Raw genomic sequence first — 24,856 nt, 5'->3', positions numbered from 1 at the left:
TTGGGCCGGATCTTCGGCACTGACGGAGTCCGCGGACTCGCCAACCGTGACCTCACGGCCGAGCTCGCGCTCGACCTGTCCGTCGCGGCTGCCCATGTGCTGGGCGAGGCGGGGGTCTTCGCCGACCAGCGGCCCACGGCCGTCGTCGCTCGCGATCCGCGAGCGTCGGGGGAGTTCCTCGAGGCCGCCGTCGTGGCCGGACTGGCCTCGGCCGGGGTCGACGTACATCGCCTGGGCGTCGTGCCGACCCCGGGTGCGGCCTTCCTGACCGCTGAGCTGGCCGCCGACATGGGCGTCATGATCTCCGCGAGCCACAACGCGATGCCCGACAACGGTATCAAGTTCCTCTCCCGGGGCGGGTTCAAGCTCGCCGACGACCTCGAGCAGGCGATCGAGCGTCGGCTCCGGGAACCGTGGGACCGGCCCACCGGCGCCGCAGTCGGCCGCCTGGGGGACAGCCACGTCGGGGTCGGCACCTACGTGCGTCACCTCGTCGACGCCATCGGTACAGGGCTGGAAGGCCTCACGGTGGTCCTCGACTGTGCCCACGGCGCCGCGTTCGAGGTGGGACCGGAGGCCTTCACCCGGCTGGGTGCGGAAGTGGTCGCGATCAACGCCGAGCCCGATGGGCTCAACATCAACGACGGATGCGGATCCACGCACCTCCAGGGCCTGCAGAAGGCCGTCGTGGAGCACCAGGCGGATGCCGGATTCGCCTTCGACGGCGACGCCGATCGGTGCCTCGCCGTGGATGCGACCGGCGAGGTCGTCGACGGTGACCAGATCCTGGCCATCCTCGCGCTGGCCAGTCAGGCCGCAGGGACGCTGCGGGCCGACACCGTCGTCGCCACCGTCATGAGCAACCTGGGCTTCGTGCAGGCCATGGAGGCCGCCGGCATCACGGTGGTCCAGACCGCCGTCGGGGACCGCTACGTCCTGGAGGCGATGCGCGCCGGTGAGTTCGTCCTCGGTGGGGAGCAGTCCGGCCACGTGATCATGAGCGAGCACGCCACCACCGGTGACGGCGTGCTGACGGCACTCAGCCTCGCGGCCCGCATGGCCGGGAGCGGTCGTTCTCTCGCCGAGCTGAGCCGCGTGATGACGCGGCTGCCGCAGGTGCTGGTCAACGTCCCCGACGTCGACAAGTCCCGTACCGAGACGGACCCGGTCCTGCAGGCCGAGGTCGCTGCGGCTACCGGTCGGCTGGCCGGACACGGTCGGGTGCTGCTGCGGCAGTCCGGCACCGAGAACCTCGTGCGGGTCATGGTCGAGGCGCCCACGATGGCGCAGGCCGGCGAGGTCGCCGAGCACCTGGCGGACGTCGTGCGCCGCACCCTGGGCTGAGCGACCCCGGGCCGACCCGGATCTTTCAGGAGTGCTCGCCGGCCACCAGGTAGGCGGCGAGCAACCGCTTGAGCTCGATGACCGCCTCGGCGTGACCCTGTCCGTCGCGGACCGAGAAGTTGAGCATCGAGTAGACGACGTGGACGAGCACCTCGGCCATGATCTGTCGGCGCTCGCGAGGCGTCCCCGGGGTCAACGGCGCCAGCGCCCGCGCCACCTCGGCAGCCAGCTCACGCTCGGTGACCGCTGCGGTGGCGCGCGTGGCAGGGGTCGACTGCACCGCGTGCCACACCGCGCGGCGTGACGGGTCCTCGACCCACAGAGCGGCCATGTGGTCCACGAGCCGGTCGAGGAAGCGCAACCAGTCCAACGTCGGGATCTCGCTGGCGAACTGGGCGAGCTCCTGACGCACGGCGACGGCGTCCTGGCGGTCCAGCTCGCACACGATGACGTACTTGCCGGCGAAGAACTGGTACAGGGTGCCGATCGGCAGCTCGGCGCGCTGCGCGACCTCCTCGCACGTGAACGACTCGAACCCCACCTCGAGCAGGAGAGCGCGCGAGACCTGCAGGAGCAGGTCGAACTTCTTGTGGCTCCGCTCCTGGGTGGGCCGACGGCGCGGCTGGAGGATCTCGGCGGTCACGGCGCCCACCCTAGGCCAACCTGTGCCCGGCGACGAGCCTGTGCGACCCGGATGACGGTTTACCACGGTCCCTCGGCAAACCCGCACACCCCGTGGGGAGCATCCCTGGGGAAGTGCCAGTATTCCGAGGGACCGTGGTAAACCGTCAGGCGCGCAGGCCGGCCTGGATGAGTGGCTCGATGAGGTCACCGATGCCGGCGAAGCCCTCGCCGAGGGTCTGCCCGTGCGCGTGTCGGTAGTGGATGCCCTCGAGGATGACGGCGAGCTTGAAGAACGCCAGGGCGAGGTGGAAGTCGATGTCGGAGACATCGCGACCGGAACGCTCGGCGTAACGGGCCAGGAGCTCCTCGCGGGGAGCGTAGCCGGGGGCCTTGGCCGCATCCGTGACGAGTGCGCCGGCCGTGCCTCCCGGCGCAGCCTCGGCCAGCTGCTGGTAGGCTAGCAGCACCGCGACGTCGGTGAGCGGGTCGCCGAGTGTGCTCATCTCCCAGTCCAGGACGGCCGTGACCTCGTCGGCTCCCGGGGTGGTCGTGTCGACGAGCAGGTTGTCCAGGCGGTAGTCGCCGTGCACGATCGTGCCCTCACTCGTCTCCGGCAGGGTGGACTCCAGCCGGGCGACGAGGTCGTCCATGCCCGGGAGCTCGCGGCTGCGCGAGGCTTCCAGCTGCTTCTTCCAGCGTCGGACCTGTCGTTCCAGGTAGCCGTCGGGGCGCCCGAAGTCGGCGAGCCCGACGGAGGCGGGGTCGACGGCGTGCAGCTCGGCCAGCACGTCGACCATCCGCTGGGTGATGGCCTGGGTGCGCTCCGGTCCGAGCTTCTCCAGCTCCGACGCCCTCGCGTACGCGGTGCCGGCCACGCGTTCCATGACGTAGAACGGTGCCCCGATCACGCTGTCGTCCTCGCACAGGGCGAACGTGCGAGGCACCGGGACCGCGGTGCCGGCGAGGGCGGTGATGACGCGATGCTCCCGGGCCATGTCGTGGGCCGTGGCCAGCACGTGGCCCAAGGGCGGACGACGCACGATGACCTCGGTGGTCCCGTCGGTGACGGCATAGGTCAGGTTGGACTTCCCGCCCGTGATGAGGTCGGCCTCCAGCCGATCGCCGAGCAGTCCGGGCCGCTCGGCGTCCAGCCATGTGCGGACGGCGTCGAGGTCGAGTCCCTCGGGCATCGTCAGGCCCTCGGTCCGCCGGCGACGTAGATGACCTGGCCGGACACGAAGCCGGCCCCGTCGCTGGCCAGGAACGACGCGGTGTGGGCGATGTCCTCGGGCTGACCGACGCGCTGGACCGGGATCTCCTTGGCCGCGTAGTCGATGAAGTCGTCGAAGGGCACCCCGACGCGTTCCGCGGTGGCCGCCGTCATGTCGGTCTGGATGAACCCGGGCGCGATGGCGTTGGCGGTGACGCCGAACTTGCCGAGCTCGATCGCGAGGGTCTTGGTGAAGCCCTGCAGACCGGCCTTGGCGGCGGAGTAGTTGGCCTGCCCGCGGTTGCCCAGGGCGGAGGTGCTCGACAGGTTGATGACCCGGCCGAACGTCGCCTCGACCATGTGCTTCTGGGCGGCCTTGGTGACGTTGAACGATCCGCGCAGGTGCACGCCCATGACGGCGTCCCAGTCCTCGACGGTCATCTTGAACAGCAGGTTGTCGCGCAGGATGCCGGCGTTGTTCACCACGACGGTGGGGGAACCCAGCTCGGCGGCAACGCGTTCCACCGCGGCATCGACGCTGTCGGCGTCGGCCACGTCGGCTCCGACCGCCATGGCCGTGCCGCCGGCGGAGCGGATCGTCTCCACGGTGCTCGCGCAGGCCGACTCGTCGAGATCGACGACGGCGACGGCGTGTCCGTCGGCGGCCAGCCGCTGGGCAACGGCCGCGCCGATGCCACGGGCTGCTCCGGTGACGATCGCGGTGCGGGGCGTGGTGCTGGGCTGGGGCATGGGCACTCCTCGGGTTGGCTAAGCGCTTGCTTAGTCGCCACGGTAGCGCACCGGCGAGACGACGGCGAGACCTCCGCCACAAAGATGAGGGGTTCCTCATCTTCGTGTATAGTTGAGGATCTCCTCATGTTTTGGGGATCAATCGTTCGAGGGAGATGGCATGACCCAGCTCGACACCACCACCCACGACACCGCCACGCACGACGCCGCGGCGCCTGCTCACGCAGCAGGCCATCGTGACGTCCTCGCGCAGCGACGTCAGGAACGTACGGCACGGGTGGAGCCGAGGGGGCGTCGCAGCCACACCGCCAGGGAGCGCGCTGAGCTGCTGCTGGACGCCGGGACCTTCGTCGAGATCGGGCCGTTGCGCACGGCCGGCTCGACGGGGGGAACTGGTGTCGTCATCGGCTGGGGACTCATCGATGGACGACCCGTCGTCGTCGCGAGCCACGACGCCGCCGTCGCCTCCGGCGCGATCGGCGCGGTCTTCGCCGAGACGGTGCAGCGGGCCCAGAAGCTCGCGCTCGATCGTGGGCATCCCATCGTCTACATCAACGACTCCGGTGGCGCCCGGATCCACGACGGCATCCACGCTCTGCACGGCTGCGGAGGGATCTTCACCCTCAACGTCCTGGCCAGCCGCAAGATCCCCCAGATCTCGGTCATCCTCGGCCCGTGTGCCGGAGCCGCGGCCTACTCGCCGGCCCTGACCGACTGGACCATCATGGTCAAGGACCAGGCGCAGATGTTCCTGACCGGCCCGGAGATCGTCCGCGCCGCCACCGGTGAGGACGCCACCGCCGACGAGATCGGCGGCTCGGGCATGCACACGCGCACGAGCGGCGTGGCCCACCTGGAGGTCGAGACCGAGGATGAGGCCCTGGACTCCGCCCGCCGACTGCTTTCCTTCCTGCCCTCTCGCGTCGGTGGGTCCCCGCGAGTGCTGCCGGCCCGACCGGCCACCGAGGCCGCCGTGGAGCGACTGCCCCACGTCGTCCCGGACAAGTCCAGCATCGTTTTCGACATGCACGAGGTCCTCGACGGCATCCTCGATGCCGACGAGGACGGCAGCGGTCGCCTCGAGCTCAGCCCCGAGCACGCGCCGAGCGTCATCACCATGCTGGCCCGCATGGACGGACGGCCCGTCGGCATCGTCGCCAACCAGCCGATGCGTCGTGGCGGCATCCTCGACGCCAAGGCGTCGGTCAAGATCTCGCGGTTCGTGGACTTCTGCGCCCGCTACGACCTGCCCGTCCTGACCTTCGTCGACGTGCCCGGCTTCCTGCCCGGCACGGTCGAGGAGGGGCGCGGGGTCATCACCCAGGGCGCCACGATGCTGCGTGCCTACGTCGAGGCCACGTCGCCCGTGCTCACGGTCGTCGTCCGCAAGGCCTACGGCGGCGCCTACATCGCCATGGGCGCCCGCTCGCTCGGTGCGGACTTCACCTGGGCCTGGTCTGGCGCGGAGATCGCCGTGATGGGCCCCGGGGGAGCGGTGGCTCTGCTGCACCGTCGTGCGCTGCGTGACGCCGAGGATCCCGAGGCGCTGCGCGACGAGCTCGCCAGCGAGTACCGCGAGAACGTCGCCCGGCCCTACCTGGCGGCCGAGGCCGGCATCCTCGACGACGTCATCCATCCCGAGGAGACCCGCCAGCGCATGGTCGACGCCCTGCGCGTCCTCACCCCCGCGGACGCATGAGCGTCGAGGCTCGCGCCGACGTCGTCTCCAACGTCTGGAAGCTCCTGACCCAGCCCGGGGCGGAGGTCGCCAAGGGTGACGTCCTCGCCGTGCTGGAGTCCATGAAGATGGAGATCCCGGTGCACGCTCCTGAGGCCGGAACGGTCTCGGAGGTGCTCGTCGAAGAGGGCCAGATCGTCCAGGAGGGCGACGTCCTCGTCGTCATCTCCTGAGCGGGTGGCCGGTCGTTCGGCATCGACGCTCTGAGAGCATCGGCGAGTGCCGATCCACCACCTGCCCATGCGCTGGGCCGACCTCGACCAGCTGGGCCACGTCAACAACGTCGTCTACGTGGACTACGCCATGGAGGCCGTGGCTGAGCTGGAGCAGTCCGGCCGGCTCGAACCCGGCCCCGTGGCCGAGGCGAGCGTGGAGTTCCGCCGACCTCTGCTGCTGAGCAGCGCGCCCGTCGTGGTCGAGTCGGCCGTCGAGGACGACGAGGTTCGCTTGACGATCGGGTCCGCGGGAGCGGGTGACACGGTCTTCTGCCTCGTCGTGCTGCGGCGCGGCGAGCCGGGCGTGCACAACGCTCCGCGCTCGCTCGACGACGAGCCGTACCCGCTGAAGGTCCGACGCAGCGACGTCGCCGCTGACGGCGCCGCCACGCTGACGAAGCTGTTCGAGTACTCGCAGGAGGCGCGCATCCATCGCATCTCCCGAGCGCTCTCGAAACTGTCGCCCGGGCGATTCGTGGTCGGCCGAGTGACGGTGCGTCCTGCAGCGCCGATGGTGTGGCGAGAGGAGCCCTACGCCGTCAGGACCGACATCGTGCGCCTCGGCGGGGCCTCGCTGACGTTGCGATCCTCGGTGGAGGACGGAGCCCACGGCGAGGCCGAGGCGGTGCTCGTCGGGTTCGACCAGGAGAAGCAGACGTCCCGGCGTCTCGACGCCGACGAGCGCGCCGAGCTGCTGCCCCACGTCGTTGCCACCGACTGACCGCCCGTTCCGTCAGGACGGCGTGTTGACCATGAACGTCGCGGCGTGCTGCACGTACGCCCAGAACTGGGCGTCGTGCTCGGCGTCGAGGTCGGCCGCGTCGAGCCCGGCCCGGAAGTGCACCAGCCAGCGGTCGCGGGCCGCCTGGTCCACCGGGAACGGGGCATGACGCATCCGCAGGCGCGGGTGCCCACGCTGCTCGCTGTAGCTGGTCGGTCCACCCCAGTACTGCTCGAGGAACATCGTGAAGCGCTCGGCGGCCGGAGCGAGGTCCTCCTCGGGGTACATCGGGCGCAGCAGGTCGTCGCCGGCGACGCCCTCGTAGAAGACCTGCACGATGCGCTCGATCGTGGCTCGGCCACCGATCTCCTCGTAGAAGGTCGCGGTCACGGGGTGGTCTCCGTCAGGAGGGACGTCGGGATGCGGATGCCCTCGCGGTCGAAGCCGTTCTTGACGCGCTCGCGCAGGGCGCGCGTGGTGGCCCACTGCTGCAGCGGTGCGGTCTTGATGGCCACGCGCAGCACGACACCGTCCTTGGCGAGGTCGTTCACGCCCCAGACGGCCGGCTCCTCCAGGATGATGCCCTGGTAGTCCGGGTCCTCGAACATGGCGTGGGCCTCCTGGGCCAGGACCTGCTGGGCGAGGTCCAGGTCGGTCTCGTAGGCCACGGTGACGTCGAGGACCGATCGGGCCCAGCCCTGGCTCTGGTTGCCCACACGCAGGACCTCGCCGTTGCGGACGTACCAGACGGTGCCGTCGGTGTCGCGCAGCCGCGTCACACGCAGGCTGACGGACTCGACCTCGCCCGAGCCCTCGCCGAGGTCGATCCAGTCGCCGACGCCGTACTGGTCCTCCAGGATCATGAAGATGCCCGCGAGGTAGTCCTTGACGAGCGTCTGGGCGCCGAAGCCGAGCGCGATGCCCAGGATGCCCGCGCTGGTGAGCAGGGGTGCGATGGGCACCCCGGCCACGCCCAGCAGCATCACCAGCGTGACGCCGGCGATCACGAGCGTCACGACGGAGCTAAGCAGGTCGCCCAGGGCCTGGGCGCGCTGCTTGCGCCGCTCACCCGCTCCTGGTCGGCGGTCCCGCAGGCTCTCCGCGGCCCGGGTGCCGCCGAAGGGGCCGCCGTTGCCGCCATGCATCGCCCGACGAACGACGCGCCGAATGCCTCGTCCCGCGAGCCAGCGAATCACCAGTGCGAGGACGAGGATCAGCACGAGCTGCGTGCCGGCCTCGATGAGGACCTCCCAGGTCCACGAGGCGGGCAGATTCACGTCAAGACCCAACATGGTCTCCAGCCTACGGGCGGATACGATAATGCCCATGAAGGCTCCTGTGCGGATCGTCACCCTCCTCGGAACCCTGGTCGCGTGGCTGGTCCTCTCGGCATCCTCGGCGCTGGCGGACTCACCCGTCGGCGGCGACTGGCCCGGGGCGCCGGAACGGTCCTACCTCGAGATCGGCGTGCTCTTCGTGGGCAGCACCGTGGGTCTGTTCGTGCTGATCTCGCTGTTCGGCCTGCTGACGGCGCGCAACAACTACGTCCCGCCCCAGCCGGGCACGGATCTGGAGACCACGTCAGGCAACGCTCCGGTCCAGCACTGAGCGATCCGGACTTCACCGGTCCCACGGACTCGCGGGACCGGTCTCGTCCGAGGGGCTCAGGCCTGCTGCGCGCGCAGTGCCCGGGCGAGGTCGTCGCGACCCTCGCTGACATAGCGCTTGGCAGCCGCCGTCGCGGAGGTCGAGCCCAGCCAGGCGTCGACCTTGGCGAGCGTGGACTGCGACGGGTTCGCCAGCGGGAACAGGTAGACGAGGGCGACCTGCCCGATCCACACGCCCTGGTCCTCGATGATCGTCTCGGCCAGCTCGAGGTAGCGGTCCACGAACGGCTCCAGCACGTCGGCCTGGCCGCTGACCTGGAACGCCACGGCCGTCTGGCGGCGAGTCTCGTTGGGCGTCGAGGAGTCCACCGCGACGGCCTGCCACGCCGCCTCCTTGGCCTCGGCGCTCGGACGGATGGCGCGGGCCGACGCGGCACGCTCCTGCCCGGAGATGGTGCGGTCGCTCGCCAGCTCGGCGGCGATCTCGTCCTCGTCGATCGCGCCGATGCGGGCGAGGCCGGTGACCAGGCTCCACCGCAGGTCGGTGTCCACGCTCAGCCCCTGCAGGCCGCCGTCGAGCAGCGTCTGCAGGTCATCCGGCGACGTCGCGGCCGCCGCGAACGCACGCACGAGCGCGAGCTGGTGGTCACTTCCCGGTTCGGCCGACTCCACCAGATCCTTGAGGCCGGCCACCCAGCGCTCTGCCAGGGCCGGACGATCGGCCTCGCTGGTGAACAGGTTGACCGCGCTCTGACCCTGGCGCAGCAATGAGCCGACGGCCGTGAGGTCGGTCTCGGACCCCACGCCCGCCAGGACGAGGGAGACGAAGTCCGCCGAGTCCAGCTCGGCGTCGCGGGTCATGTCCCATGCCGAGCCCCAGCACAGCGCGCGCGGCAGGGACTCCTCGAACGTGGCGATGCTCTCCAGCAGCGTCGCGAAGGACCGCTCGTCGAGACGGATCTTGGCGTAGGTGAGGTCGTCGTCGTTGAGCAGCACCAGATCCGGCTGACGGGTGCCGACGAGGTCGGTCACCTCGGTCTCACCGTCGCGCACGTCGGTCTCGACGCGGCCCGTGCGCAGGAGCCGACCGTCCACGCGGTCGTACAGGCCGATCGCGATCCGGTGTCGCCTCAGGGTGGGGTAGGCGTCGATGGCGCTCTGCTCGACGACGAAGGAGGTGAAGGCGTCATCTCCCCCTCCCTCGGGCACCGCGGTCTCGAACCGGGCACGCAGCGTGTTGACGCCGGACGTCTGCAGCCACTCCGCGGCCCACGAGTCGAGCTCGCGTCCGGAGGCCTGCTCCAGCTCCACCAGCAGGTCCTGCAGGGTGGTGTTGCCGTAGGCGTGCTTGGCGAAGTAGGCACGCAGGCCTGCGAGGAAGTCCTCGGCGCCCACCCAGGCCACGAGCTGCTTGAGCGACGAGGCGCCCTTGGCGTAGGTGATGCCGTCGAAGTTCGCCTCCACGGCGTGCAGGTCGTGGTTGTCAGCGGCGATGGGGTGCGTCGAGGGGAGCTGATCCTGCCGGTAGGCCCAGTTCTTGCGGCTGTTGGTGAAACCGGTCCAGGCCTGCGTGAAGCGGGTCGCCTCCACGGAGGAGTAGTGGGCCGCCCACTCCGCGAACGACTCGTTGAGCCACAGGTCGTCCCACCACTTCATCGTGACGAGGTCGCCGAACCACATGTGCGCCATCTCGTGCAGGATCGTGTTGGCGCGGCTCTCGTACGCGGCGACGGTCTGCCGGCTCCGGAAGATCATCTCGTCGCGGAAGGTGACGCAGCCAGCGTTCTCCATCGCGCCCATGTTGTACTCCGGCACGAAGAGCTGGTCGTACTTGCCGAACGGGTACCCCATCTGGAAGGCGTCCTCGAAGAACGCGAAGCCCTGCTTGGTGATGAGCAGGATGTCGTCGGCGTCGAGGTGCTCCACGAGCGACTGCCGGCAGAACACCCCGAGCGGGATGTCCTCGTAGGAGCCGGAGTACGTGTCGCGGACCACGTGGTACTCACCGGCGACGAGCGCGGTGATGTACGTGGACATCACCTTGGTGGGCGCGAAGTGCCACACCGCGGACTCGCCGTGTGCCTCCGGCTCGGGCGTGGGGGCGTTGGAGACGACCTGCCACTGCGCGGGCGCCGTGACGTGGAACTCGAAGGTGGCCTTGAGGTCGGGCTGCTCGAAGGTGGCGAAGACGCGACGAGCATCCGGCACCTCGAACTGTGTGTAGAGGTAGACGCGCTCGTCGACGGGGTCCACGAAGCGGTGCAGGCCCTCGCCGGAGCGTGAGTACGCGCACGTCGCCTCGACGCGCAGCTCGTTCTCGGCCTGCAGGTCGGGGAGCGGGAGCCGGCTGTCGGCGTAGGTGGCCGGGTCCAGGGACACGCCGTTGAGCGTGACGGAGGAGATCTCGGCGTCGACGAGGTCCGCGAAGCTGGACGAGCCCGGGACGGCGCCGAAGCGCAGCGTCGTGACGGAGCCGAAGCGCTCCGGACCGGTAGTGAGGTCGAGCTCGATGACGTAGGAGTCCGTGGAGACGACGGCGGCGCGCTCGGCGGCCTCGTCCCGAGTGAGGTTGGTTCCGGGCATGGCGTCACTCTTTCACGCGGCGCCGACGGTGGCGATGTCGTGTCGGCGGCGTGCGGAACGGCCCCGCTGGAGGGCGTCGACGCCGAGGGAGCGAGACGGGTGATGGCGTCGACACGGCGGAGATCTCGGTGTCGGGCAGGATGGAGGCATGGAGATTCCGTTCGCCAGGTCCGAGCGGTCCTCGGTCGGCATCGAGTGGGAGCTGGCGCTCGTCGACGCGGACTCCGGCGACCTGCGGCAGGTCGCTGAGACGGTGCTCGAGGCCGTCGCGCCGCCCGGCGGCGGGCAGCATCCCGCGATCCGCCAGGAGCTGCTCCTGAACACCGTCGAGGTGGTCTCCGGGGTGCGCCGCACGGTGGCCGAGGCGGGGGCGGACCTGCAGCGCGCGATCGATGAGATCCGCACCGTCACCGACCCCCTGCGCGTCGAGCTGATGTCCGCCGGGACGCACCCCTTCGCCCGCTGGGACAACCAGAAGGTCACGGACCAGGAGCGCTACGCCACGCTCATCGACCGGACCCAGTGGTGGGGACGCCAGATGCTCATCTACGGCGTCCACGTGCACGTGGGGATCGAGGACCGCGACAAGGTCCTGCCCATCAGCAACGCGATGCTCGCCTACTACGGGCACCTGCAGGCGCTCAGCGCCTCGTCGCCGTTCTGGGGTGGCAAGGAGACCGGGTACGCGTCCAACCGGGCCCTCATGTTCCAGCAGCTGCCAACGGCGGGCCTGCCGTTCCACTTCCAGCAGTGGTCCGAGCTGGAGCACTACGTGCAGGACCTCACCACCACCGGCGTCATCGACATCTTCGACGAGATCCGCTGGGACCTGCGGCCCTCCCCGAAGTTCGGGACCCTCGAGGTGCGGGTGTGCGACGGGATCCCCACGATGCAGGAGCTGCTCGCCACCTCGGCGCTCACGCACTGCCTGGTGGAGTACTTCTCATCGGAGCTCGATGCCGGGAACCCCTTGCCGGACCTGCCGCCATGGTTCGCCCAGGAGAACAAGTGGCGCTCGGCGCGCTACGGCATCGACTCCTGGCTCATCCTGGACGAGCAGGCCCGCGAGGACCTCGTGACCGCCGACCTCACGCAGCTGCTGGAGCGTCTCGCTCCGGTGGCGGAACGGCTCGGCTGCTCCGAGGAGCTCGCCGACGTCGAGCAGATCGTGCGGTACGGCCCGTCCTACGTGCGGCAGCGCCGCGTCGCCGAGGCCAACGGTGGACGGCTCGACGCGGTGGTGGCCTCGCTCGTGGCGGAAATGCGCGCGGGCCGGCCGGTGTTGACCACACCATGAGCAACGATCAGAGCACCGAGACCGAGACCGTCGACTTCTGGTTCGACCCGCTGTGCCCGTGGGCGTGGATGACGTCACGCTGGATGCTCGAGGTGGAGAAGGTCCGCGACGTGCGCACCGTCTTCCACGTCATGAGCCTCTCGGTCCTCAACGAGGACCAGGACGTGCCCGAGGAGTACCGCGAGATGATCAAGCGTGGCTGGGGCCCGGTCCGGCTGGCCATCGCGATCGAGCAGCAGCACGGCCAGGAGGCGCTCCGGTCCTACTACACGGCCATCGGCACCAAGAAGCACCCGGAGGGCCGCGACTTCTCCCGTGAGCTGTACGAGGAGGTGCTGGCCGAGGTCGGTCTGCCGATCGAGCTGGCCGATGCCGCGGATGACGAGTCCCTCGACGACGCCGTCCGCACGTCGCACGACGGAGGCATCGATCGCGTCGGCAAGGAGGTCGGGACACCCGTCATCTCCGTCGGCGGCGTCGCCTTCTTCGGTCCCGTGTTCTCCCCCGCACCCAAGGGTGAGGACGCCGGCCGCGTGTTCGACGGCGCTCGTCTGCTGGCCGGGTACGACGGGTTCTACGAGCTCAAGCGCTCCCGCGACCGCGACCCGATCTTCGACTGATCACGGTCCGCTCACCGTCACGCACCGGTCCGCGGCCCGCGTGGGCCGGTGCGTCAGCAACCGTATGAGCGATCTTTGGGTTGCTGGTGCACCGATGAGCTCGGGTAGGTCGGGTAGGTCGGGTAGGTCGGGGCAGCGTCTCGGGACTGGCGGTGTGGGGTGGCTGAGGCACCATGCTGGGAAACCGGTCGACCCTCCCCGCTCGGCCCCGCCGACGCCTAGTCTTTGGACCATGGCCCTGCATCCCCAGGCTCGCGCCCTGCTGGACGACCTCGGTCCGGAAGCGCCCGCCCCGGCCTCGCTCGAGGAGGTCGCGGCCTCCCGCGTGCAGGCCCGACAGGCGGCGATGCAGGAGCCGCGCGTCGGGCTGGATTACGTCGTGGACCTGGTGGCGGACGGGGTGCCCTGCCGGCTCTACCGTCCCCGTCTCGGAGCTCCCGTCGCGCTGTACGTGCACGGTGGCGGCTGGGTCTTCCACGACCTCGAGACCCACGACGTGTTCTGCCGGCACCTCGCGCACGTCACCGGCTGGGCCCTGCTGGCCGTGGACTACCGGCTCGCCCCGGAGCACCCGTTCCCTGCCGGGCTGGACGACGTCGAGCGGGCCTGTCGGTGGCTGCGCGAGCACGGCCGCGAGCATCGGGTGGACTCCGCGTGGCTCCCGGGCATCGGTGACTCCTCCGGTGCCAACCTCCTCGCCGGCCTCGCCGTGCGGGACGCCGCCGCGCTCGACGCCCTGGCCCTGCTGTACCCGCCGACGGACCGCCGGGCTGACTTGCCGACGGGGGAGTCCAACGGTGCGCTCTCGATCGGGCAGTTGCAGTGGCTCTGGGAGGCGTACGCCCCTGGTGAGGTCGGCGACCACCCGGAGGTGAGCGTCCTGCGGGCACCGACGCTCTCCGGTCTGCCGCCGACCTTCCTGACCACGTGCGAGCACGACCTCCTGCGCGACCAGGGTGAGGAGCTCGCTGCGGCCCTGGCGACGGCCGGTGTCGACGTGACCGCCCACCGGAGCCTGGGCATGGTGCACTCGTTCTGGCGCCAGCCGGACCGGTTCGACGCGGCTCGGGCACTCGTGGTCCTGGTGGGCGCCTGGCTCGATGCCGCTCGGGCGCGTCGCGACTCCTGAGCCGGGTCTCGGACGACGAGCCTGATCGAGCACGGGCGGCGCGCTCTGGGACACTGGGGCCATGCGCGTTCACCTGGGCACCGACCATGCCGGACTCGAGCTGAAGGACCGTCTCGCCCGGTGGTTGCGTGAGAATGGGTACGAGCCCGTGGACCACGGAGCGCACGAGTACGACGCCGACGACGACTACCCCCCGTTCTGCATCGCCGCTGCCCTCGGCGCCGTGGGCGAGCCGGGATCGCTGGCCGTGGTCATCGGTGGATCCGGCAACGGTGAGCAGATGGCGGCCAACAAGGTCACCGGGGCGCGGGCCGCGTTGGCGTGGAGCACCGAGACCGCCAGGCTGGCGCGTGAGCACAACGACGCCCAGGTCGTCGCGGTGGGCGGACGGATGCACTCCGAGGACGAGGCCATCGCCATCGTCGAGGCCTTCCTGACCACCGCCTTCAGCGGCGCCGAGCGCCACCAGCGCCGCATCGACATGCTGGCCGAGTACGAGACGACCGGCGATATTGCCTGAGGGACACACGCTCCACCGGCTCGCCGGGACCATCCGGCGCCACCTGGACGGCGCAGAGGTCCGCTCCAGCAGCCCACAGGGGCGATTCTCCGAGACCGCTGCACTCCTTGACGGCCGTGTCCTCACCTCGGCCGAGGCGTGGGGCAAGCACCTGTTGGTGGGCTTCGACGGCATTGGTGGCCAGGTCCACGTCCACCTCGGGCTGTACGGCGCGTTCCGGTTCCAGAAGGTCGGCGACGACGTGCCGGAGGCAGTGGGACAGGTGCGGTGGCGGCTCGTGGGCGAGGGATCGGTCGGCGACCTGCGTGGCCCCACGGCGTGCGAGCTGATGCTCCCCGACGAGGTCGACGCGCTGTTGGCGCGCCTCGGCCCGGACCCCTTGCGCCGTCGGGCCGACCCGGAGCGAGCCTGGCGCCGGATCTCGGCATCGCGCTCGCCGATCGCGGCGCTGGTCATGGACCAGTCCGTGGTGGCGGGCATCGGCAACGTCTACCGGGCCGAGCTGCTGTTCCGCCACGGAGTCGACCCGCTCACCCCGGGTCGCGAGCTTGCCCACGACGTCTGGCTCTCGATGTGGGAGGACCTGCGCTCGCTGATGCGGGTCGGCGTGCGCACCGGCCGCATCGAGACCCTCCGCGCCGAGGACGACCCCGGCCGACGTCGGCCGCGGGAGCGACGCTCCTACGTCTACCGCCGTGCGGGGGAGCCGTGTCGCGTGTGTGGCACGACGGTGCTCGCGAGCGTTCTCTCCGGACGCAACCTGTTCTGGTGCCCTGGGTGCCAAGCCGCCGATACAGTGCGCAAATGACCTTGCGACGACTGATGCCCAGCGTCGCGGGCTACATTGACGATCGCTTCCTGCGCTGGCGCACCGGCACCTCGGAGGGTCAGTCAGCCGCCCTCGGCATCCTCCTCGCCTTCTCGGTGGCCATCTTCATCGCGTCGATCGTCTCCTACAACACCGTCCCGGCGGCCTCCTTCGTCGTCCCGATGCTGCTCGGGTCACTGACGCTCAGGTACCGGCCGCTCGGAACCCTCGTCCTCGTGTGCGCCGTCCTCATCGCCATCTCCGTGACCCTGGCGACGCTCGATGCCGGGATGACTCCGGGGCGGATCAGCACGCTCGTGTCGGTGGCGGTCGTCGCGGTGGTCGTGCTCGTCGACGCGGGACGCCGTCGTAGCGGCCTGCCCGGCCAGATCGGGGAGGCGATGCTCGTCGACCTGAACAACCGGCTGCAGGCGCAGGGAGTCGTGCCGGCACTGCCACGGGGCTGGACCTCGCAGTCGGCGATGCTGTCCGCGGGTGGCGCCAAGTTCTCCGGCGACTTCCTCGTCGCCAACCTCTCCGACGACCAGCGCACGCTGGAGATGATCCTCGTGGACGTGTGCGGCAAGGGCGTGGCGGCCGGGACCCAGTCGTTGCAGCTCGCCGGCGCCCTCGGTGGCCTCATCGGCGCCCTTCCGCCCCAGGGCCTCTTCGCCGCGGCGAACGACTACCTGGTGCGCCAGGAGTGGGAGGAGGGCTTCGCCACCGCGGTGCACGTCATCATCGACCTGGAGACCGGAACGTACTCGATCATCAGCGCCGGCCATCCGCCCGCACTGCACTGGACCGGCGAGGAGTGGGAGATCGACACAGCTCGAGGCGTTGCCCTCGGCCTGCTGCCACGACCGGAGTTCCACCACACCACGGGCGTGCTCGCCGTGGGGGAGTCGCTGCTGTTCTACACCGACGGGATCGTCGAGACGCGCGACCGGGACATCGACGAGGGGGTCGAGTGGCTGCGTGGGATCGCGACGCTGGCGATGGCCGAGGGGGTCGACGGGGCGGCGCGACGCATCATCGACCAGGTGCGGGGCCAAGACGACGACCGGGCGGTCCTGGTGCTCAGTCGCGAGGCCTGAGCGGCACCTCGTGGCAGGGATCCGCTTCGCGGTGAGAGAGCGGACGACGATCCCTCGCGGGGCGCCTTCGGCGCGGTGGTGGGGCCCATGAGTGACGCGTCCGCTCCCCTGGGAGACCGCTGCGCGGTGGAGAAGTGGAGCGGACGACGAGACTCGAACTCGCAACATTCTGCTTGGAAGGCAGAGACTCTAACCAATTGAGTTACGTCCGCGTGCTGCCGCAGCAGCGACTCCATGATGCCACAGCAGCACGACGCGCCCGTCGCCCACCCGATCGGACCCGTCAGTCCAGGACGACCAGCTCGTGCTCGGCCTCGTGCGCGAGCGACGGAGCACCGTCCAGGCGCATGTCGGCCCGCTCGCGGGTGCGATCGGCCGTGAACATCGCTTGCTCCTGCCGGGCCCAGCGCTCCCAGTGCGGCCGGTAGGCCTCGCCGTCGCGCTCCATGCCGCGGCGCATCCGCTCCTCCCGTGGCGCCTCGATCCACACGACCGCGGACAGGAACGGCGCGCAGGCCAGTGACCCACTGCCCACCCCTTCGACGATGAGCACCGGATCGGGAAGGACGTGGTGGGACTCCGCCCACCGGTGGTGCTCCCAGCTCCACCGGCGGTAGGCGGCAGGGCGCCCGTCGGCAAGCGGCAGCAGCACCTGGTCCACCAGCAGCCCGGGCGCCTCGTCGAGCCCGTCCCACCCCGGATAGAGGGCGTCCATGTGGAGGGAGCGGCAGGCCAGGACCCGGCGCAGGCGACGCGCGAGCGTCGTCTTGCCTGAGCCGCTCGGCCCGTCGATCGCGAGCACACGGGTCGTTCCCGCTCGCGGCGGGCGCGAGTCCAGCAGGTCACCCACGGTGGTCAAGGGGAGCACGGGCACGGCGACACGGTAGCCCGCCCGCGACCGCCCCGACGGGTCCACGCTCTCGTCCGACCGGCCTCGGCGGAGTGCTCGCGGGTGGTTCCACGGAGCCGCCGACGGTCCCGGCCGTCGCCGTGGGGGTCTAGACTCGGCGCGCTGCCTCGGCAGCACCGGGATGTGGCGCAGCTTGGTAGCGCATCCGCTTTGGGAGCGGAGGGTCGCAGGTTCAAATCCTGTCATCCCGACCGATCGGCGAGGTGGTCTTCGGTCCTCCGAGGCCGCCGGGAGACGGGGAAGAGATCATGAGCACGAGGTGCGTCGACGCCGCCCGCACCGGCGCCGGGGGCGGCATGCGAGCCCGACTTCTCCTGTTCGTCGCCCTCCTCCTCGCCGGTGCATGCGCAGGCGAGTCCGACGGTGAGCCGCCCCCGACCCCGACGAGCGACGTCTCGGTTCCGCTGGAGGAGCTCGAGCGCGACTTCGATGCCCGGGTCGGCGTCGTCGCCGTCGACCTCGGCGACGACCGGACGGTCTCCCACCGCGGGGAGGAGCGGTTCGGCTTCGCGTCGACGCTCAAGGTGTTCGCGGCGGCAGCCCTGCTCGACGGCACCGATGTCGACGAGCGGGAGCGCGTCGTGACCTGGACGCAGGAGGACGTCACGGCCGCGGGCTACTCGCCGGTGACCGAGGGTGTCGTGGAGACCGGCATGCCGCTCGGGGAGCTGGCCGAGGCCGCGGTGCGCGACAGCGACAACACCGCCATGAACCTCGTGCTGGAGCACCTCGGCGGTCCGGCGGCACTCGACGAGGCGCTGGAGCAGGCCGGCGACCCCGTGACCGAGGTGGTCGACGTCGAGCCCGATCTCAACACCGTGACGCCCGGTGACGAGGCCGACACCACCACGCCGGAGGCCTTCGCCGGAGCCCTGCGCGCGATCATGGTCGGCGAGTGGCTCGACGACGCCGACCGTGAGCTCCTGACGGAGTGGATGACAGGCAACGCCACCGGCGACACCCTCGTCCGGGCGGGAGCACCCGGGGAATGGGAGGTCCTGGACAAGTCCGGCGGGGCCGGTGCGATCCGCAACGACGTCGCCATCGTCCTGCCACCCGATCGCGAGCCGATCGTCATCGCCGTCCTCACCGAGCGCAACGACCCCGACGCGGACTACGACGACGCCCTCGTCGCCTCGACCGCCGAGGTCGTGCTCTCCGCCCTGTCCTGACCCGCGCGGGTCGCCGTTGACCGACCCGCCCGAGGCTTCCGACGACGGTCGTCCGACGTTCACGGGCACCGACCCGTCGGTTCAATCCCGGCTGCGCGCAATGGACCCGTGGACTCCGCACGCGCCGTCCTTGACCGTCGTCACGTCGTCCTCGGAGGCCTGGGGATCGCCGTCGGCCTCGGAGCGGTGGCGTCGGTGGCGATGCCCTCGCCCGCGCCGGCCTCCCGGCACCACAGCTTCCAGCACGGGCTCGCCTCGGGGGACCCGCTGCCCCACGCCGTCGTCCTCTGGACGCGGGTGACGCCGACGCCGCAGGCCGAGCCCGGCACCGGGGTCGGGGAGTCGGTGGTCGTGGAGTGGGAGGTCTCCCGCAGCGAGGACTTCGCCATCGTCGACGTCGGCGGTCGCGAGCGCACCGGCATCGAACGCGATCACACGGTCAAGGTCGACGCCGACGGCCTGCAGCCCGACACGTCGTACTGGTACCGGTTCCGCCACGGTCGCGACATGATCACCGGCCGCACCCGTACTGCCCCGGCGACGGACGCCGAGCCGCAGCGGCTGCGGCTCGGCATCGTCTCGTGCGCCAACTGGCAGGCCGGTCACTTCAGCGCCTACCGGCACCTGCGCTCGCACGATCTCGACGCCGTCGTCCACCTCGGCGACTACCTCTACGAGTACGAGCCCGGGATGTACTCCTACGGCCCGGACTGGGAGGACGTGCGTCGTCACGACCCGCCCCGCGAGACGGTGTCGTTGCACGACTATCGCCGTCGGCACGCGCAGTACAAGACCGACCCGGACCTGCGCGAGCTGCACGCGGACCTCCCGATGATCGTCACGTGGGACGACCACGAGGTCGCCGACGGCTGGCACCCCGCAGGGGCGTTCGAGCACCAGTCCGCCACCGAAGGTCCGTGGCTGGAACGCCGACAGGCCGCCATCCGCGCCTACGACGAGTGGATGCCGGTACGCCTGGGTGGCACGGTCGAGGTCGGCGACGGCGAGCGCATCCACCGCAGCTTCCGCTTCGGACGGCTCGCCGAGCTCGCCATGCTCGACCTGCGAGGCCATCGCGACGAGCGCGTGGAGCCCGACGACCCCGCCACGCACGACGAGGGCCGCACCATGACCGGCAGCGCCCAGGACGGCTGGCTCGCGGACGCCCTGCTCGGCTCACCGGCACGCTGGAAGCTCGTCGGGAACCCCGTGATGATGGCGCCGATGCTGATGCCGCCGAGACCGCGCGGACAGGAGCTGGCCGTCAAGGCCACCACCGACCCGATGACCTGGGGAGCGGCCACCCCGAACTCCGACACGTGGGACGGCTACCCGGCGCAGCGCAGGCGGCTGCTGGAGAGGATCGCCGACGCCGAGGTGGCGGACGTCCTGTTCCTCAGCGGTGACGTGCACACCGCCTGGGGCAACGAGATCGAGCTCGGTGGGCGGCCGGTCGCGACCGAGCTGGTGTGCAGCGCCGTCACCAGCAACAACGTCGACGACTACATGGGGACGGCCGCCCGCACCGTCTCGCTGGCGATGGAGCAGGCGATCCAGACCGTCAACCCGCACGCGAAGTTCGTCAACCTCGACGACCACGGCTTCAGCATCGTCGAGCTCACTGCGACCCAGGCCCGGCTGGAGTGGTGGGCAGTGGACGATCGTCGCGACCCCGACTCCGGGGCGCACCTGCTCACCTCTCGCCGCGTCCACTCCGGGCAGGCGCGGATGCTCCCCGGCTGACGACGCGATTCGGGCCCGTCGGGGTCTGCATGAGAGACTGGAACGACGCCTTCGGGCCGCGGCCGCGCCGCCACGTCGCGAGCGCCCGCACCCAGGCCCTGAGTTTCACAGCCCAGTCCCCCGTCAGACCATCCCAGGAGTTCCGCACGTGAGAAGCACCACCGAGTCCCTGAGCCCGACCCGGGTCAAGCTCACCATCGAGGTGCCGTTCGACGAGTTCAAGACGAACCTCGACCAGGCGTACAAGACCATCGGTGCGCAGATCCAGGTCCCCGGCTTCCGCAAGGGCAAGGTGCCCGCGGCCATCGTCGACCAGCGGATCGGCCGCACCGTCGTGCTCGACGAGGCCGTCAACTCCGCGCTGCCGGACTGGTACCGCCAGGCGATCGAGGAGACCGAGCTGCAGCCGCTCGGCCAGCCGGAGATCGACCTCACCAAGTTCGTCGACGGTGAGGACATCGAGATCACCGCCGAGCTCGACGTCCGCCCCGAGCTGACGCTGCCCGACCTCTCCTCGATCTCGGTCTCGGTCCCCGACGCCGAGGTCACCGAGGACGACGTCACCGAGCAGATCGACGCCCTCCGCGAACGCTTCGCCACCACCACCGACGTGGAGCGTCCCGCTGCCGACGGCGACGCCATCACGATCGACCTCGTCGCCAAGGACGCGGACGGCAGCGCGATCGAGGGCGCGGAGGCCAACGGCATGCCGTACACGGTCGGCTCGGGCGTCCTGCTCGAGGGCCTGGACGAGAACGTCACCGGCCTCTCGGCCGGTGAGGAGACGACCTTCTCCACCGAGCTGGTCGGGGGCGAGCTCAAGGGCACGCCCGTCGAGGTCTCCGTCAAGGTCGTCGAGGTCAAGGAGCGCCACCTGCCCGAGCTGGACGAGGAGTTCGTCCAGACCGCCTCGGAGTTCGACACGATCGACGAGTTCACGGCCGACGTCCGCGAGCGCCTCACGCGTGGCAAGCGGATGGAGCAGGCCAACGAGGCCCGCGACCTCGTCCTCGACGAGGTCATCGGTGCCGTGGAGGCCCCCCTGCCCGAGACCCTCGTGACCGAGGAGCTCGGCGCGCGCCGCGAGCAGGTCGAGCAGCAGCTCGCCCAGGCCGGCCTGACGATGGAGGGTTACCTGGAGAACGAGGAGCAGACGCCCGAGGAGTTCGAGGCCGAGCTCGAGCGTCGCACGCGCGACTCGATCGTCGCCCAGTTCGTTCTCGACCAGGTGGTCAAGGACGGCGAGATCGGCATCGAGGACGCCGAGCTCAGCCAGCACATCATCCAGCGGGCCCAGCAGTCCGGGCAGGACCCGAACGCCTACGTGCAGCACATCATGGAGCACAACCACGTGCCCGAGATGGTCTCGGAGGTCCTGCGCGGCAAGGCGCTCGCCTCCCTCGTGGAGGGTGCCACCGTCACCGATGAGTCCGGCAACGACCTGCGGCTCTCCGAGCTCCGCGGCGACGGCACCTACGAGGACGAGGACGCAGGCACCGACACCGACGAGTCCTGAGCCACGCCCACGACGCCCCCATCCGCTGCCGCGGGTGGGGGCGTCGCGCGCTCCTTCGACGTGCCCGGGTGCCCGGGCCGTGCCGGTCAGACTGAGACGTGAGGAAGAACTCCGGGGGGCCGGTTCACAAGCGGTTCGGATACCGGCAGTATGTAGCCATGTCCCGTGAGCCCGCGCGCACCACCGACGTCGCTGCGCTGGCGCTCGACAACGTCGATCGCCTCGTGGTCGGCACGGTCCGGGACGTGCACCGGGCGGCCGCCGCGCGCGCGTTCGGCGCGACGCGCATGATCGGTGGACGCCTGCCCGAGTCGCTCCACGACGCGGTGGCGACCTCCGTCTACGGCGCCCTGTCCGGCGTCCTGCGCATCGGCAGCGGCTCGGTCCGGGCGCTCTCGGCCCGTGGCGTCGGCACGCCGATCGAGTCCAGCCAGTTCGGTCGGACCGTCGTGTCGGCCGTCAACGGCCTCATCGGTGACGAGCTGCGAATGCTCGACGACCCCCAGGCGATCGTCATGTCCGTCCGGCGGGAGGGGGTTGACGTCCCGATCAGCCGTTGGCAGGTCGGCGACGCCTTCCGCGGCGCCGGCGGTCATCTCGTGGTCTTCCTGCACGGCCTGTGCGAGAACGACGAGTCCTGGCAGCTCGGGTCGAAGGTGCGCGGCTCCACCTACCTGCAGCGCGTCGCGGACGAGACCGACGGCACCCCCGTCACGGTGCGCTACAACACCGGTCTGCACGTCTCGGAGAACGGCCGGCACCTCGACGCCCTGCTGGCCCAGCTCGTCGACGCCTGGCCGACGCGCGTCACCCGCATCACCCTGGTCGGCCACTCGATGGGTGGGCTCGTGGCGCGCGCCGCCACCAACCACGCCACGGCGCAGGGCTCCACCTGGCAGCACCTCGTGCGCGACGTCGTCTGCCTCGGCACGCCGCACGCCGGCGCGAACCTGGAGAAGGTCGCCCACCTGGGGTCGCGGGTGCTGCGGTTCTGGCCCGCGTCGACCCCGTTCGGGGCGATCCTCGACGCCCGCTCGGACGGCATCGTCGACCTGCGGCACGGATACATCTCCACCGATGAGTGGGAGGGTCAGGACCTCACCGCCCGATGGGGCCTGGACCGGATCGCGGCCGCGCCGCTCGCCCACGCCGAGTACCACTTCATCGCCTCGACCCTCGGTGCCTCGCAGAAGCATCCGCTGAGCAGCGTGCTCGGCGACCTGCTCGTGCACTTCTCCTCCGCCACCGGGGTGGGGCGCACGGGTCCCGTCGTCGACGGGGCGACCTTCGAGTACGTCCCGAGCGCGCACCACTTCGCCCTGCTGAACCATCCCGCCGTCGGGGACTGGCTGATCCGCTGGATCGACGCCGACCACCGGCAGGACCGCGCTCTCGCGGCGCCCGCCGTCCGTTGAGCACCCCACCGAGAGGACACCATGGTCAACCGTGAACGCATCGAGGCCTCGATCGACATCGACGCCTCGCCGGCCGAGGTCTGGAGCGTCGTCTCCGACCTCAAGCGGATGGGGGAGTGGAGCCCGCAGTGTCGCAGGATGATCGTCCGCGGCGGTGAGGTCGGCGTGGGCACGCGGACCATCAACATCAACCGGCAGGGCTGGAAGGTCTGGCCGACCCGCTCGGAGGTCAAGATCTTCGAGCCCGAGCGGCAGCTCGCCCTCAAGATCGCCGAGAACGGGACGGTCTGGACCTACGAGCTGGAGCCGACGGCCACGGGAACCCGGCTCACCGAGCACCGGACGGCGCCGCACGGGGTCTCGTCGTTGTCCAACACGCTGACCCAGCACGTCCTCGGGGGGACCGAGAGCTTCGAGACCGACCTGCAGTCCGGCATCGAGCAGACCCTGCACACGATCAAGAGCACCGTCGAGCGCGGTCGCTGACGTGCCGGAACAGTTTCCGGTCGGCGGTCTTCCGCCGATCGAGGGGGCGATCGAGATCGCTGCCCCGGTCGACGTCGTGTGGGACCTGGTCTCCGACCTCAAGGCGATGGGCCGGCGAAGCCCCGAGACGGTACGGATGTTCATCACGGATCAGCCCCGGGTCGGCAGCCGGGGGTTGAATCTCAACCGCAAGGGCGCTGTCGTGTGGCCCACAACCACGCGCATCACCCGATGGAAGCCGCCCACGCACGACGGCTCGGGCGCGCTGGCCTTCCACGTCGGCCCGACGAACGTGGAGTGGTCCTACGAGCTCACGCCGCGCGCCGACGGTGGGACGCATGTCGTCGAGCGTCGCTCGGCCCTGCCCGAGGCGGGGCTCGTGGTGCGCCTGGTCGGCCGATGGCTCATGGGAGGGTCCCAGCAGCACGACGTGGAGCTCAGCGACGGGATCGAGCGGACGCTCCGCGCCTTCAAGACCGAGGCCGAGGCGCCGGGCCGTGCCTGACGGGAGCGCTCAGCGGTCCACCAGCGTCATGTCGAAGCTGTAGAGGGTCGGACGGTAGGCGTGCCGGCCGAACTCCACGGCGCGTCCGGAGCTGTCGTAGGCGGTGCGCTGCATCGTCAGCAGCGGCGCGTCCGGCGGCTCGTCGAGCAGCTGGGACTCCTCGTCGCGCGCCTCGCGGGCGCTGATGCGCTGGCGGGCGACACGGATGACGAATCCGGTGTCGCGCAGGTGGGCGTACAGGCCCTGGGCCTCGAGGTCGACGCCGCCGAGGTCGACGACGTCGGCGGGCAGGAAGTTGTGCATGAGGGCGAGGGGCTCCTCGCCGATGGAGCGCAGCCGGCGCAGTGACCACACGGGCGCCTGGGGCGAGACCTGCAGCTGCTCGGCCAGCTCCTCGGAGGCGGCGCCCTGCTCCAGGGACAGCACCTTCGTGTGCGGCTGATGGCCCAGGGCGGACAGGTCGTCGAACAGGCTGGTCAGCTCCACGGGACGGTGGACCTGCCCGCGCACGACCTGCGTGCCCACTCCGCGCCGGCGCACGAGCATGCCCTTGTCCACGAGCACCTGGATGGCCTGACGCATCGTGGGACGGGAGACGCCGAGCTCCTGAGCCATGGCGATCTCGTTGTCCAGCCGCTCCCCGGCGTCGATCTCCCCGGAAGCGATCGCGCTCTCCAGCTGCTCGGCGACCTGGAAGTACAGGGGCACCGGGCTGGACCGATCGAGCGTGAACCGGGGGCTCGGCATGGGGGAACTGTGGCCCAACGACGTCAGGACGTCAAGATGTCATGACAAACTATTGACACGATCCCGTGACCTGGCACACACTCGTGACGCACACCACTT

The 24,856-nt window shown here is 70.6% G+C and carries 25 protein-coding genes and 2 tRNA genes; 18 read left to right on the top strand and 9 right to left on the bottom strand.

Features of this window, described 5'->3' with window-relative positions; all coding sequences use genetic code 11:
- Entirely contained in the window at positions 1-1,344 is a 1,344-nt protein-coding gene (gene glmM / locus ACHAAC_RS10440) for a phosphoglucosamine mutase (RefSeq protein ID WP_435716169.1), read from the top strand.
- A gap of 25 nt (positions 1,345-1,369) precedes the next feature.
- Here the strand turns inward: glmM and ACHAAC_RS10435 are convergent, their stop codons facing one another.
- The 3 genes from ACHAAC_RS10435 to fabG form a co-directional block, all read right to left on the bottom strand.
- Entirely contained in the window at positions 1,370-1,987 is a 618-nt protein-coding gene (locus tag ACHAAC_RS10435) for a TetR family transcriptional regulator (RefSeq protein ID WP_435716167.1), read from the bottom strand.
- A 145-nt stretch (positions 1,988-2,132) separates the two neighbouring features.
- Positions 2,133-3,158 (bottom strand): phosphotransferase family protein, encoded by a 1,026-nt coding sequence (locus ACHAAC_RS10430; RefSeq protein ID WP_435716165.1) that lies wholly within the window; start codon positions 3,156-3,158, stop codon positions 2,133-2,135.
- 2 nt (positions 3,159-3,160) lie between these two features.
- Positions 3,161-3,928 (bottom strand): 3-oxoacyl-ACP reductase FabG, encoded by a 768-nt coding sequence (gene fabG, locus ACHAAC_RS10425; RefSeq protein ID WP_435716163.1) that lies wholly within the window; start codon positions 3,926-3,928, stop codon positions 3,161-3,163.
- Positions 3,929-4,088: 160 nt separating this feature from the next.
- Between fabG and ACHAAC_RS10420 the strand changes: the two genes are divergently transcribed.
- The 3 genes from ACHAAC_RS10420 to ACHAAC_RS10410 are packed head-to-tail and all read left to right on the top strand — an operon-like array spanning position 4,089 to position 6,602.
- Positions 4,089-5,627 (top strand): acyl-CoA carboxylase subunit beta, encoded by a 1,539-nt coding sequence (locus ACHAAC_RS10420; protein ID WP_435716161.1) that lies wholly within the window; start codon positions 4,089-4,091, stop codon positions 5,625-5,627.
- On the top strand, positions 5,624-5,839 hold the full coding sequence (locus ACHAAC_RS10415) for a biotin/lipoyl-binding carrier protein (RefSeq protein ID WP_435716159.1): 216 nt from the start codon (positions 5,624-5,626) through the stop codon (positions 5,837-5,839). Before ACHAAC_RS10420 ends, ACHAAC_RS10415 begins: the two co-directional genes overlap by 4 nt.
- A 46-nt stretch (positions 5,840-5,885) precedes the next feature.
- Positions 5,886-6,602, top strand: a complete 717-nt coding sequence (locus ACHAAC_RS10410) for a hypothetical protein (RefSeq protein WP_435716157.1) — start codon at positions 5,886-5,888, stop codon at positions 6,600-6,602.
- 12 nt (positions 6,603-6,614) lie between these two features.
- Here ACHAAC_RS10410 and ACHAAC_RS10405 read toward each other — a convergent pair whose 3' ends face one another.
- Together ACHAAC_RS10405 and ACHAAC_RS10400 are read right to left on the bottom strand one after the other, a co-directional pair.
- Entirely contained in the window at positions 6,615-6,992 is a 378-nt protein-coding gene (locus ACHAAC_RS10405) for a globin (RefSeq protein ID WP_435716155.1), read from the bottom strand.
- Positions 6,989-7,879 (bottom strand): mechanosensitive ion channel family protein, encoded by an 891-nt coding sequence (locus ACHAAC_RS10400; protein WP_435716153.1) that lies wholly within the window; start codon positions 7,877-7,879, stop codon positions 6,989-6,991. The genes ACHAAC_RS10405 and ACHAAC_RS10400 overlap by 4 nt, the downstream gene beginning before the upstream one ends.
- Positions 7,880-7,928: 49 nt before the next feature.
- On the opposite strand from ACHAAC_RS10400, the gene ACHAAC_RS10395 reads away from it, so the two are divergent.
- A complete protein-coding gene (locus ACHAAC_RS10395) occupies positions 7,929-8,210 on the top strand; it encodes a hypothetical protein (protein WP_435716151.1) in 282 nt (93 codons plus the stop codon).
- 56 nt (positions 8,211-8,266) lie between these two features.
- Here the strand turns inward: ACHAAC_RS10395 and pepN are convergent, their stop codons facing one another.
- Entirely contained in the window at positions 8,267-10,792 is a 2,526-nt protein-coding gene (gene pepN / locus ACHAAC_RS10390; protein ID WP_435716149.1) for an aminopeptidase N, read from the bottom strand.
- 148 nt (positions 10,793-10,940) lie between these two features.
- Between pepN and ACHAAC_RS10385 the strand changes: the two genes are divergently transcribed.
- The 6 genes from ACHAAC_RS10385 (at position 10,941) to ACHAAC_RS10360 (ending at position 16,263) form a co-directional block, all read left to right on the top strand.
- Positions 10,941-12,089 carry a glutamate--cysteine ligase gene (locus ACHAAC_RS10385; protein WP_435716147.1) on the top strand — a complete coding sequence of 383 codons (1,149 nt, stop codon included), beginning with the start codon at positions 10,941-10,943 and terminating at the stop codon, positions 12,087-12,089.
- A complete protein-coding gene (locus ACHAAC_RS10380; protein ID WP_435716145.1) occupies positions 12,086-12,709 on the top strand; it encodes a mycothiol-dependent nitroreductase Rv2466c family protein in 624 nt (207 codons plus the stop codon). The genes ACHAAC_RS10385 and ACHAAC_RS10380 overlap by 4 nt, the downstream gene beginning before the upstream one ends.
- 232 nt (positions 12,710-12,941) lie before the next feature.
- Positions 12,942-13,838 (top strand): alpha/beta hydrolase, encoded by an 897-nt coding sequence (locus tag ACHAAC_RS10375; protein WP_435716143.1) that lies wholly within the window; start codon positions 12,942-12,944, stop codon positions 13,836-13,838.
- Positions 13,839-13,899: 61 nt separating this feature from the next.
- Positions 13,900-14,358 (top strand): ribose-5-phosphate isomerase, encoded by a 459-nt coding sequence (locus ACHAAC_RS10370; RefSeq protein WP_435716141.1) that lies wholly within the window; start codon positions 13,900-13,902, stop codon positions 14,356-14,358.
- Complete coding sequence (locus ACHAAC_RS10365) at positions 14,351-15,166, top strand: Fpg/Nei family DNA glycosylase (protein WP_435716139.1); 816 nt, start codon at positions 14,351-14,353, stop codon at positions 15,164-15,166. The genes ACHAAC_RS10370 and ACHAAC_RS10365 overlap by 8 nt, the downstream gene beginning before the upstream one ends.
- Entirely contained in the window at positions 15,163-16,263 is a 1,101-nt protein-coding gene (locus tag ACHAAC_RS10360) for a PP2C family protein-serine/threonine phosphatase (protein WP_435716137.1), read from the top strand. The genes ACHAAC_RS10365 and ACHAAC_RS10360 overlap by 4 nt, the downstream gene beginning before the upstream one ends.
- A gap of 135 nt (positions 16,264-16,398) precedes the next feature.
- On the opposite strand, the gene ACHAAC_RS10355 is transcribed toward ACHAAC_RS10360, so the two are convergent.
- A tRNA-Gly gene (locus tag ACHAAC_RS10355) sits at positions 16,399-16,475 on the bottom strand.
- 71 nt (positions 16,476-16,546) lie between these two features.
- Positions 16,547-17,137, bottom strand: a complete 591-nt coding sequence (locus ACHAAC_RS10350) for a uridine kinase family protein (RefSeq protein WP_435716135.1) — start codon at positions 17,135-17,137, stop codon at positions 16,547-16,549.
- A 153-nt stretch (positions 17,138-17,290) separates the two neighbouring features.
- Here ACHAAC_RS10350 and ACHAAC_RS10345 point away from each other — a divergent pair.
- The 7 genes from ACHAAC_RS10345 to ACHAAC_RS10315 all read left to right on the top strand — a co-directional run bounded on the left by ACHAAC_RS10345 (position 17,291) and on the right by ACHAAC_RS10315 (position 24,010).
- A tRNA-Pro gene (locus tag ACHAAC_RS10345) sits at positions 17,291-17,364 on the top strand.
- Between the two features lie 57 nt (positions 17,365-17,421).
- Positions 17,422-18,345 carry a class A beta-lactamase gene (gene bla / locus ACHAAC_RS10340; RefSeq protein ID WP_435716133.1) on the top strand — a complete coding sequence of 308 codons (924 nt, stop codon included), beginning with the start codon at positions 17,422-17,424 and terminating at the stop codon, positions 18,343-18,345.
- A 108-nt stretch (positions 18,346-18,453) separates the two neighbouring features.
- A complete protein-coding gene (locus tag ACHAAC_RS10335) occupies positions 18,454-20,088 on the top strand; it encodes an alkaline phosphatase D family protein (RefSeq protein WP_435716131.1) in 1,635 nt (544 codons plus the stop codon).
- Between the two features lie 148 nt (positions 20,089-20,236).
- Positions 20,237-21,604, top strand: coding sequence for a trigger factor (gene tig / locus ACHAAC_RS10330; RefSeq protein ID WP_435716129.1), 1,368 nt, complete (start codon positions 20,237-20,239; stop codon positions 21,602-21,604).
- A 158-nt stretch (positions 21,605-21,762) separates the two neighbouring features.
- Positions 21,763-23,019, top strand: a complete 1,257-nt coding sequence (locus ACHAAC_RS10325; RefSeq protein ID WP_435716127.1) for an esterase/lipase family protein — start codon at positions 21,763-21,765, stop codon at positions 23,017-23,019.
- A 21-nt stretch (positions 23,020-23,040) separates the two neighbouring features.
- Positions 23,041-23,505 (top strand): SRPBCC family protein, encoded by a 465-nt coding sequence (locus tag ACHAAC_RS10320; RefSeq protein WP_435716125.1) that lies wholly within the window; start codon positions 23,041-23,043, stop codon positions 23,503-23,505.
- A gap of 1 nt (position 23,506) precedes the next feature.
- Positions 23,507-24,010, top strand: coding sequence for an SRPBCC family protein (locus tag ACHAAC_RS10315; protein WP_435716123.1), 504 nt, complete (start codon positions 23,507-23,509; stop codon positions 24,008-24,010).
- Between the two features lie 9 nt (positions 24,011-24,019).
- On the opposite strand, the gene ACHAAC_RS10310 is transcribed toward ACHAAC_RS10315, so the two are convergent.
- Positions 24,020-24,757, bottom strand: coding sequence for a GntR family transcriptional regulator (locus ACHAAC_RS10310; protein WP_435716121.1), 738 nt, complete (start codon positions 24,755-24,757; stop codon positions 24,020-24,022).
- Positions 24,758-24,856: the final 99 nt, after the last annotated feature.

The organism is Aeromicrobium sp. CF4.19 (assembly GCF_051262555.1).
Taxonomy (GTDB): domain Bacteria; phylum Actinomycetota; class Actinomycetes; order Propionibacteriales; family Nocardioidaceae; genus Aeromicrobium.
This window is presented reverse-complemented; position numbering and strand designations above follow the sequence as displayed.

What these genes read in the sequence shown, in the direction of transcription:
- ACHAAC_RS10430 (WP_435716165.1), bottom strand. Translation starts at nt 3,158, where the DNA reads ATGCCCGAGGGACTCGACCTCGACGCCGTCCGCACATGGCTGGACGCC.
- fabG (WP_435716163.1), bottom strand. Translation starts at nt 3,928, where the DNA reads ATGCCCCAGCCCAGCACCACGCCCCGCACCGCGATCGTCACCGGAGCA.
- ACHAAC_RS10420 (WP_435716161.1), top strand. Translation starts at nt 4,089, where the DNA reads ATGACCCAGCTCGACACCACCACCCACGACACCGCCACGCACGACGCC.
- ACHAAC_RS10415 (WP_435716159.1), top strand. Translation starts at nt 5,624, where the DNA reads ATGAGCGTCGAGGCTCGCGCCGACGTCGTCTCCAACGTCTGGAAGCTC.
- ACHAAC_RS10395 (WP_435716151.1), top strand. Translation starts at nt 7,929, where the DNA reads ATGAAGGCTCCTGTGCGGATCGTCACCCTCCTCGGAACCCTGGTCGCG.
- pepN (WP_435716149.1), bottom strand. Translation starts at nt 10,792, where the DNA reads ATGCCCGGAACCAACCTCACTCGGGACGAGGCCGCCGAGCGCGCCGCC.
- ACHAAC_RS10385 (WP_435716147.1), top strand. Translation starts at nt 10,941, where the DNA reads ATGGAGATTCCGTTCGCCAGGTCCGAGCGGTCCTCGGTCGGCATCGAG.
- ACHAAC_RS10380 (WP_435716145.1), top strand. Translation starts at nt 12,086, where the DNA reads ATGAGCAACGATCAGAGCACCGAGACCGAGACCGTCGACTTCTGGTTC.
- ACHAAC_RS10375 (WP_435716143.1), top strand. Translation starts at nt 12,942, where the DNA reads ATGGCCCTGCATCCCCAGGCTCGCGCCCTGCTGGACGACCTCGGTCCG.
- ACHAAC_RS10370 (WP_435716141.1), top strand. Translation starts at nt 13,900, where the DNA reads ATGCGCGTTCACCTGGGCACCGACCATGCCGGACTCGAGCTGAAGGAC.
- ACHAAC_RS10360 (WP_435716137.1), top strand. Translation starts at nt 15,163, where the DNA reads ATGACCTTGCGACGACTGATGCCCAGCGTCGCGGGCTACATTGACGAT.
- bla (WP_435716133.1), top strand. Translation starts at nt 17,422, where the DNA reads ATGAGCACGAGGTGCGTCGACGCCGCCCGCACCGGCGCCGGGGGCGGC.
- ACHAAC_RS10325 (WP_435716127.1), top strand. Translation starts at nt 21,763, where the DNA reads ATGTCCCGTGAGCCCGCGCGCACCACCGACGTCGCTGCGCTGGCGCTC.
- ACHAAC_RS10320 (WP_435716125.1), top strand. Translation starts at nt 23,041, where the DNA reads ATGGTCAACCGTGAACGCATCGAGGCCTCGATCGACATCGACGCCTCG.
- ACHAAC_RS10310 (WP_435716121.1), bottom strand. Translation starts at nt 24,757, where the DNA reads ATGCCGAGCCCCCGGTTCACGCTCGATCGGTCCAGCCCGGTGCCCCTG.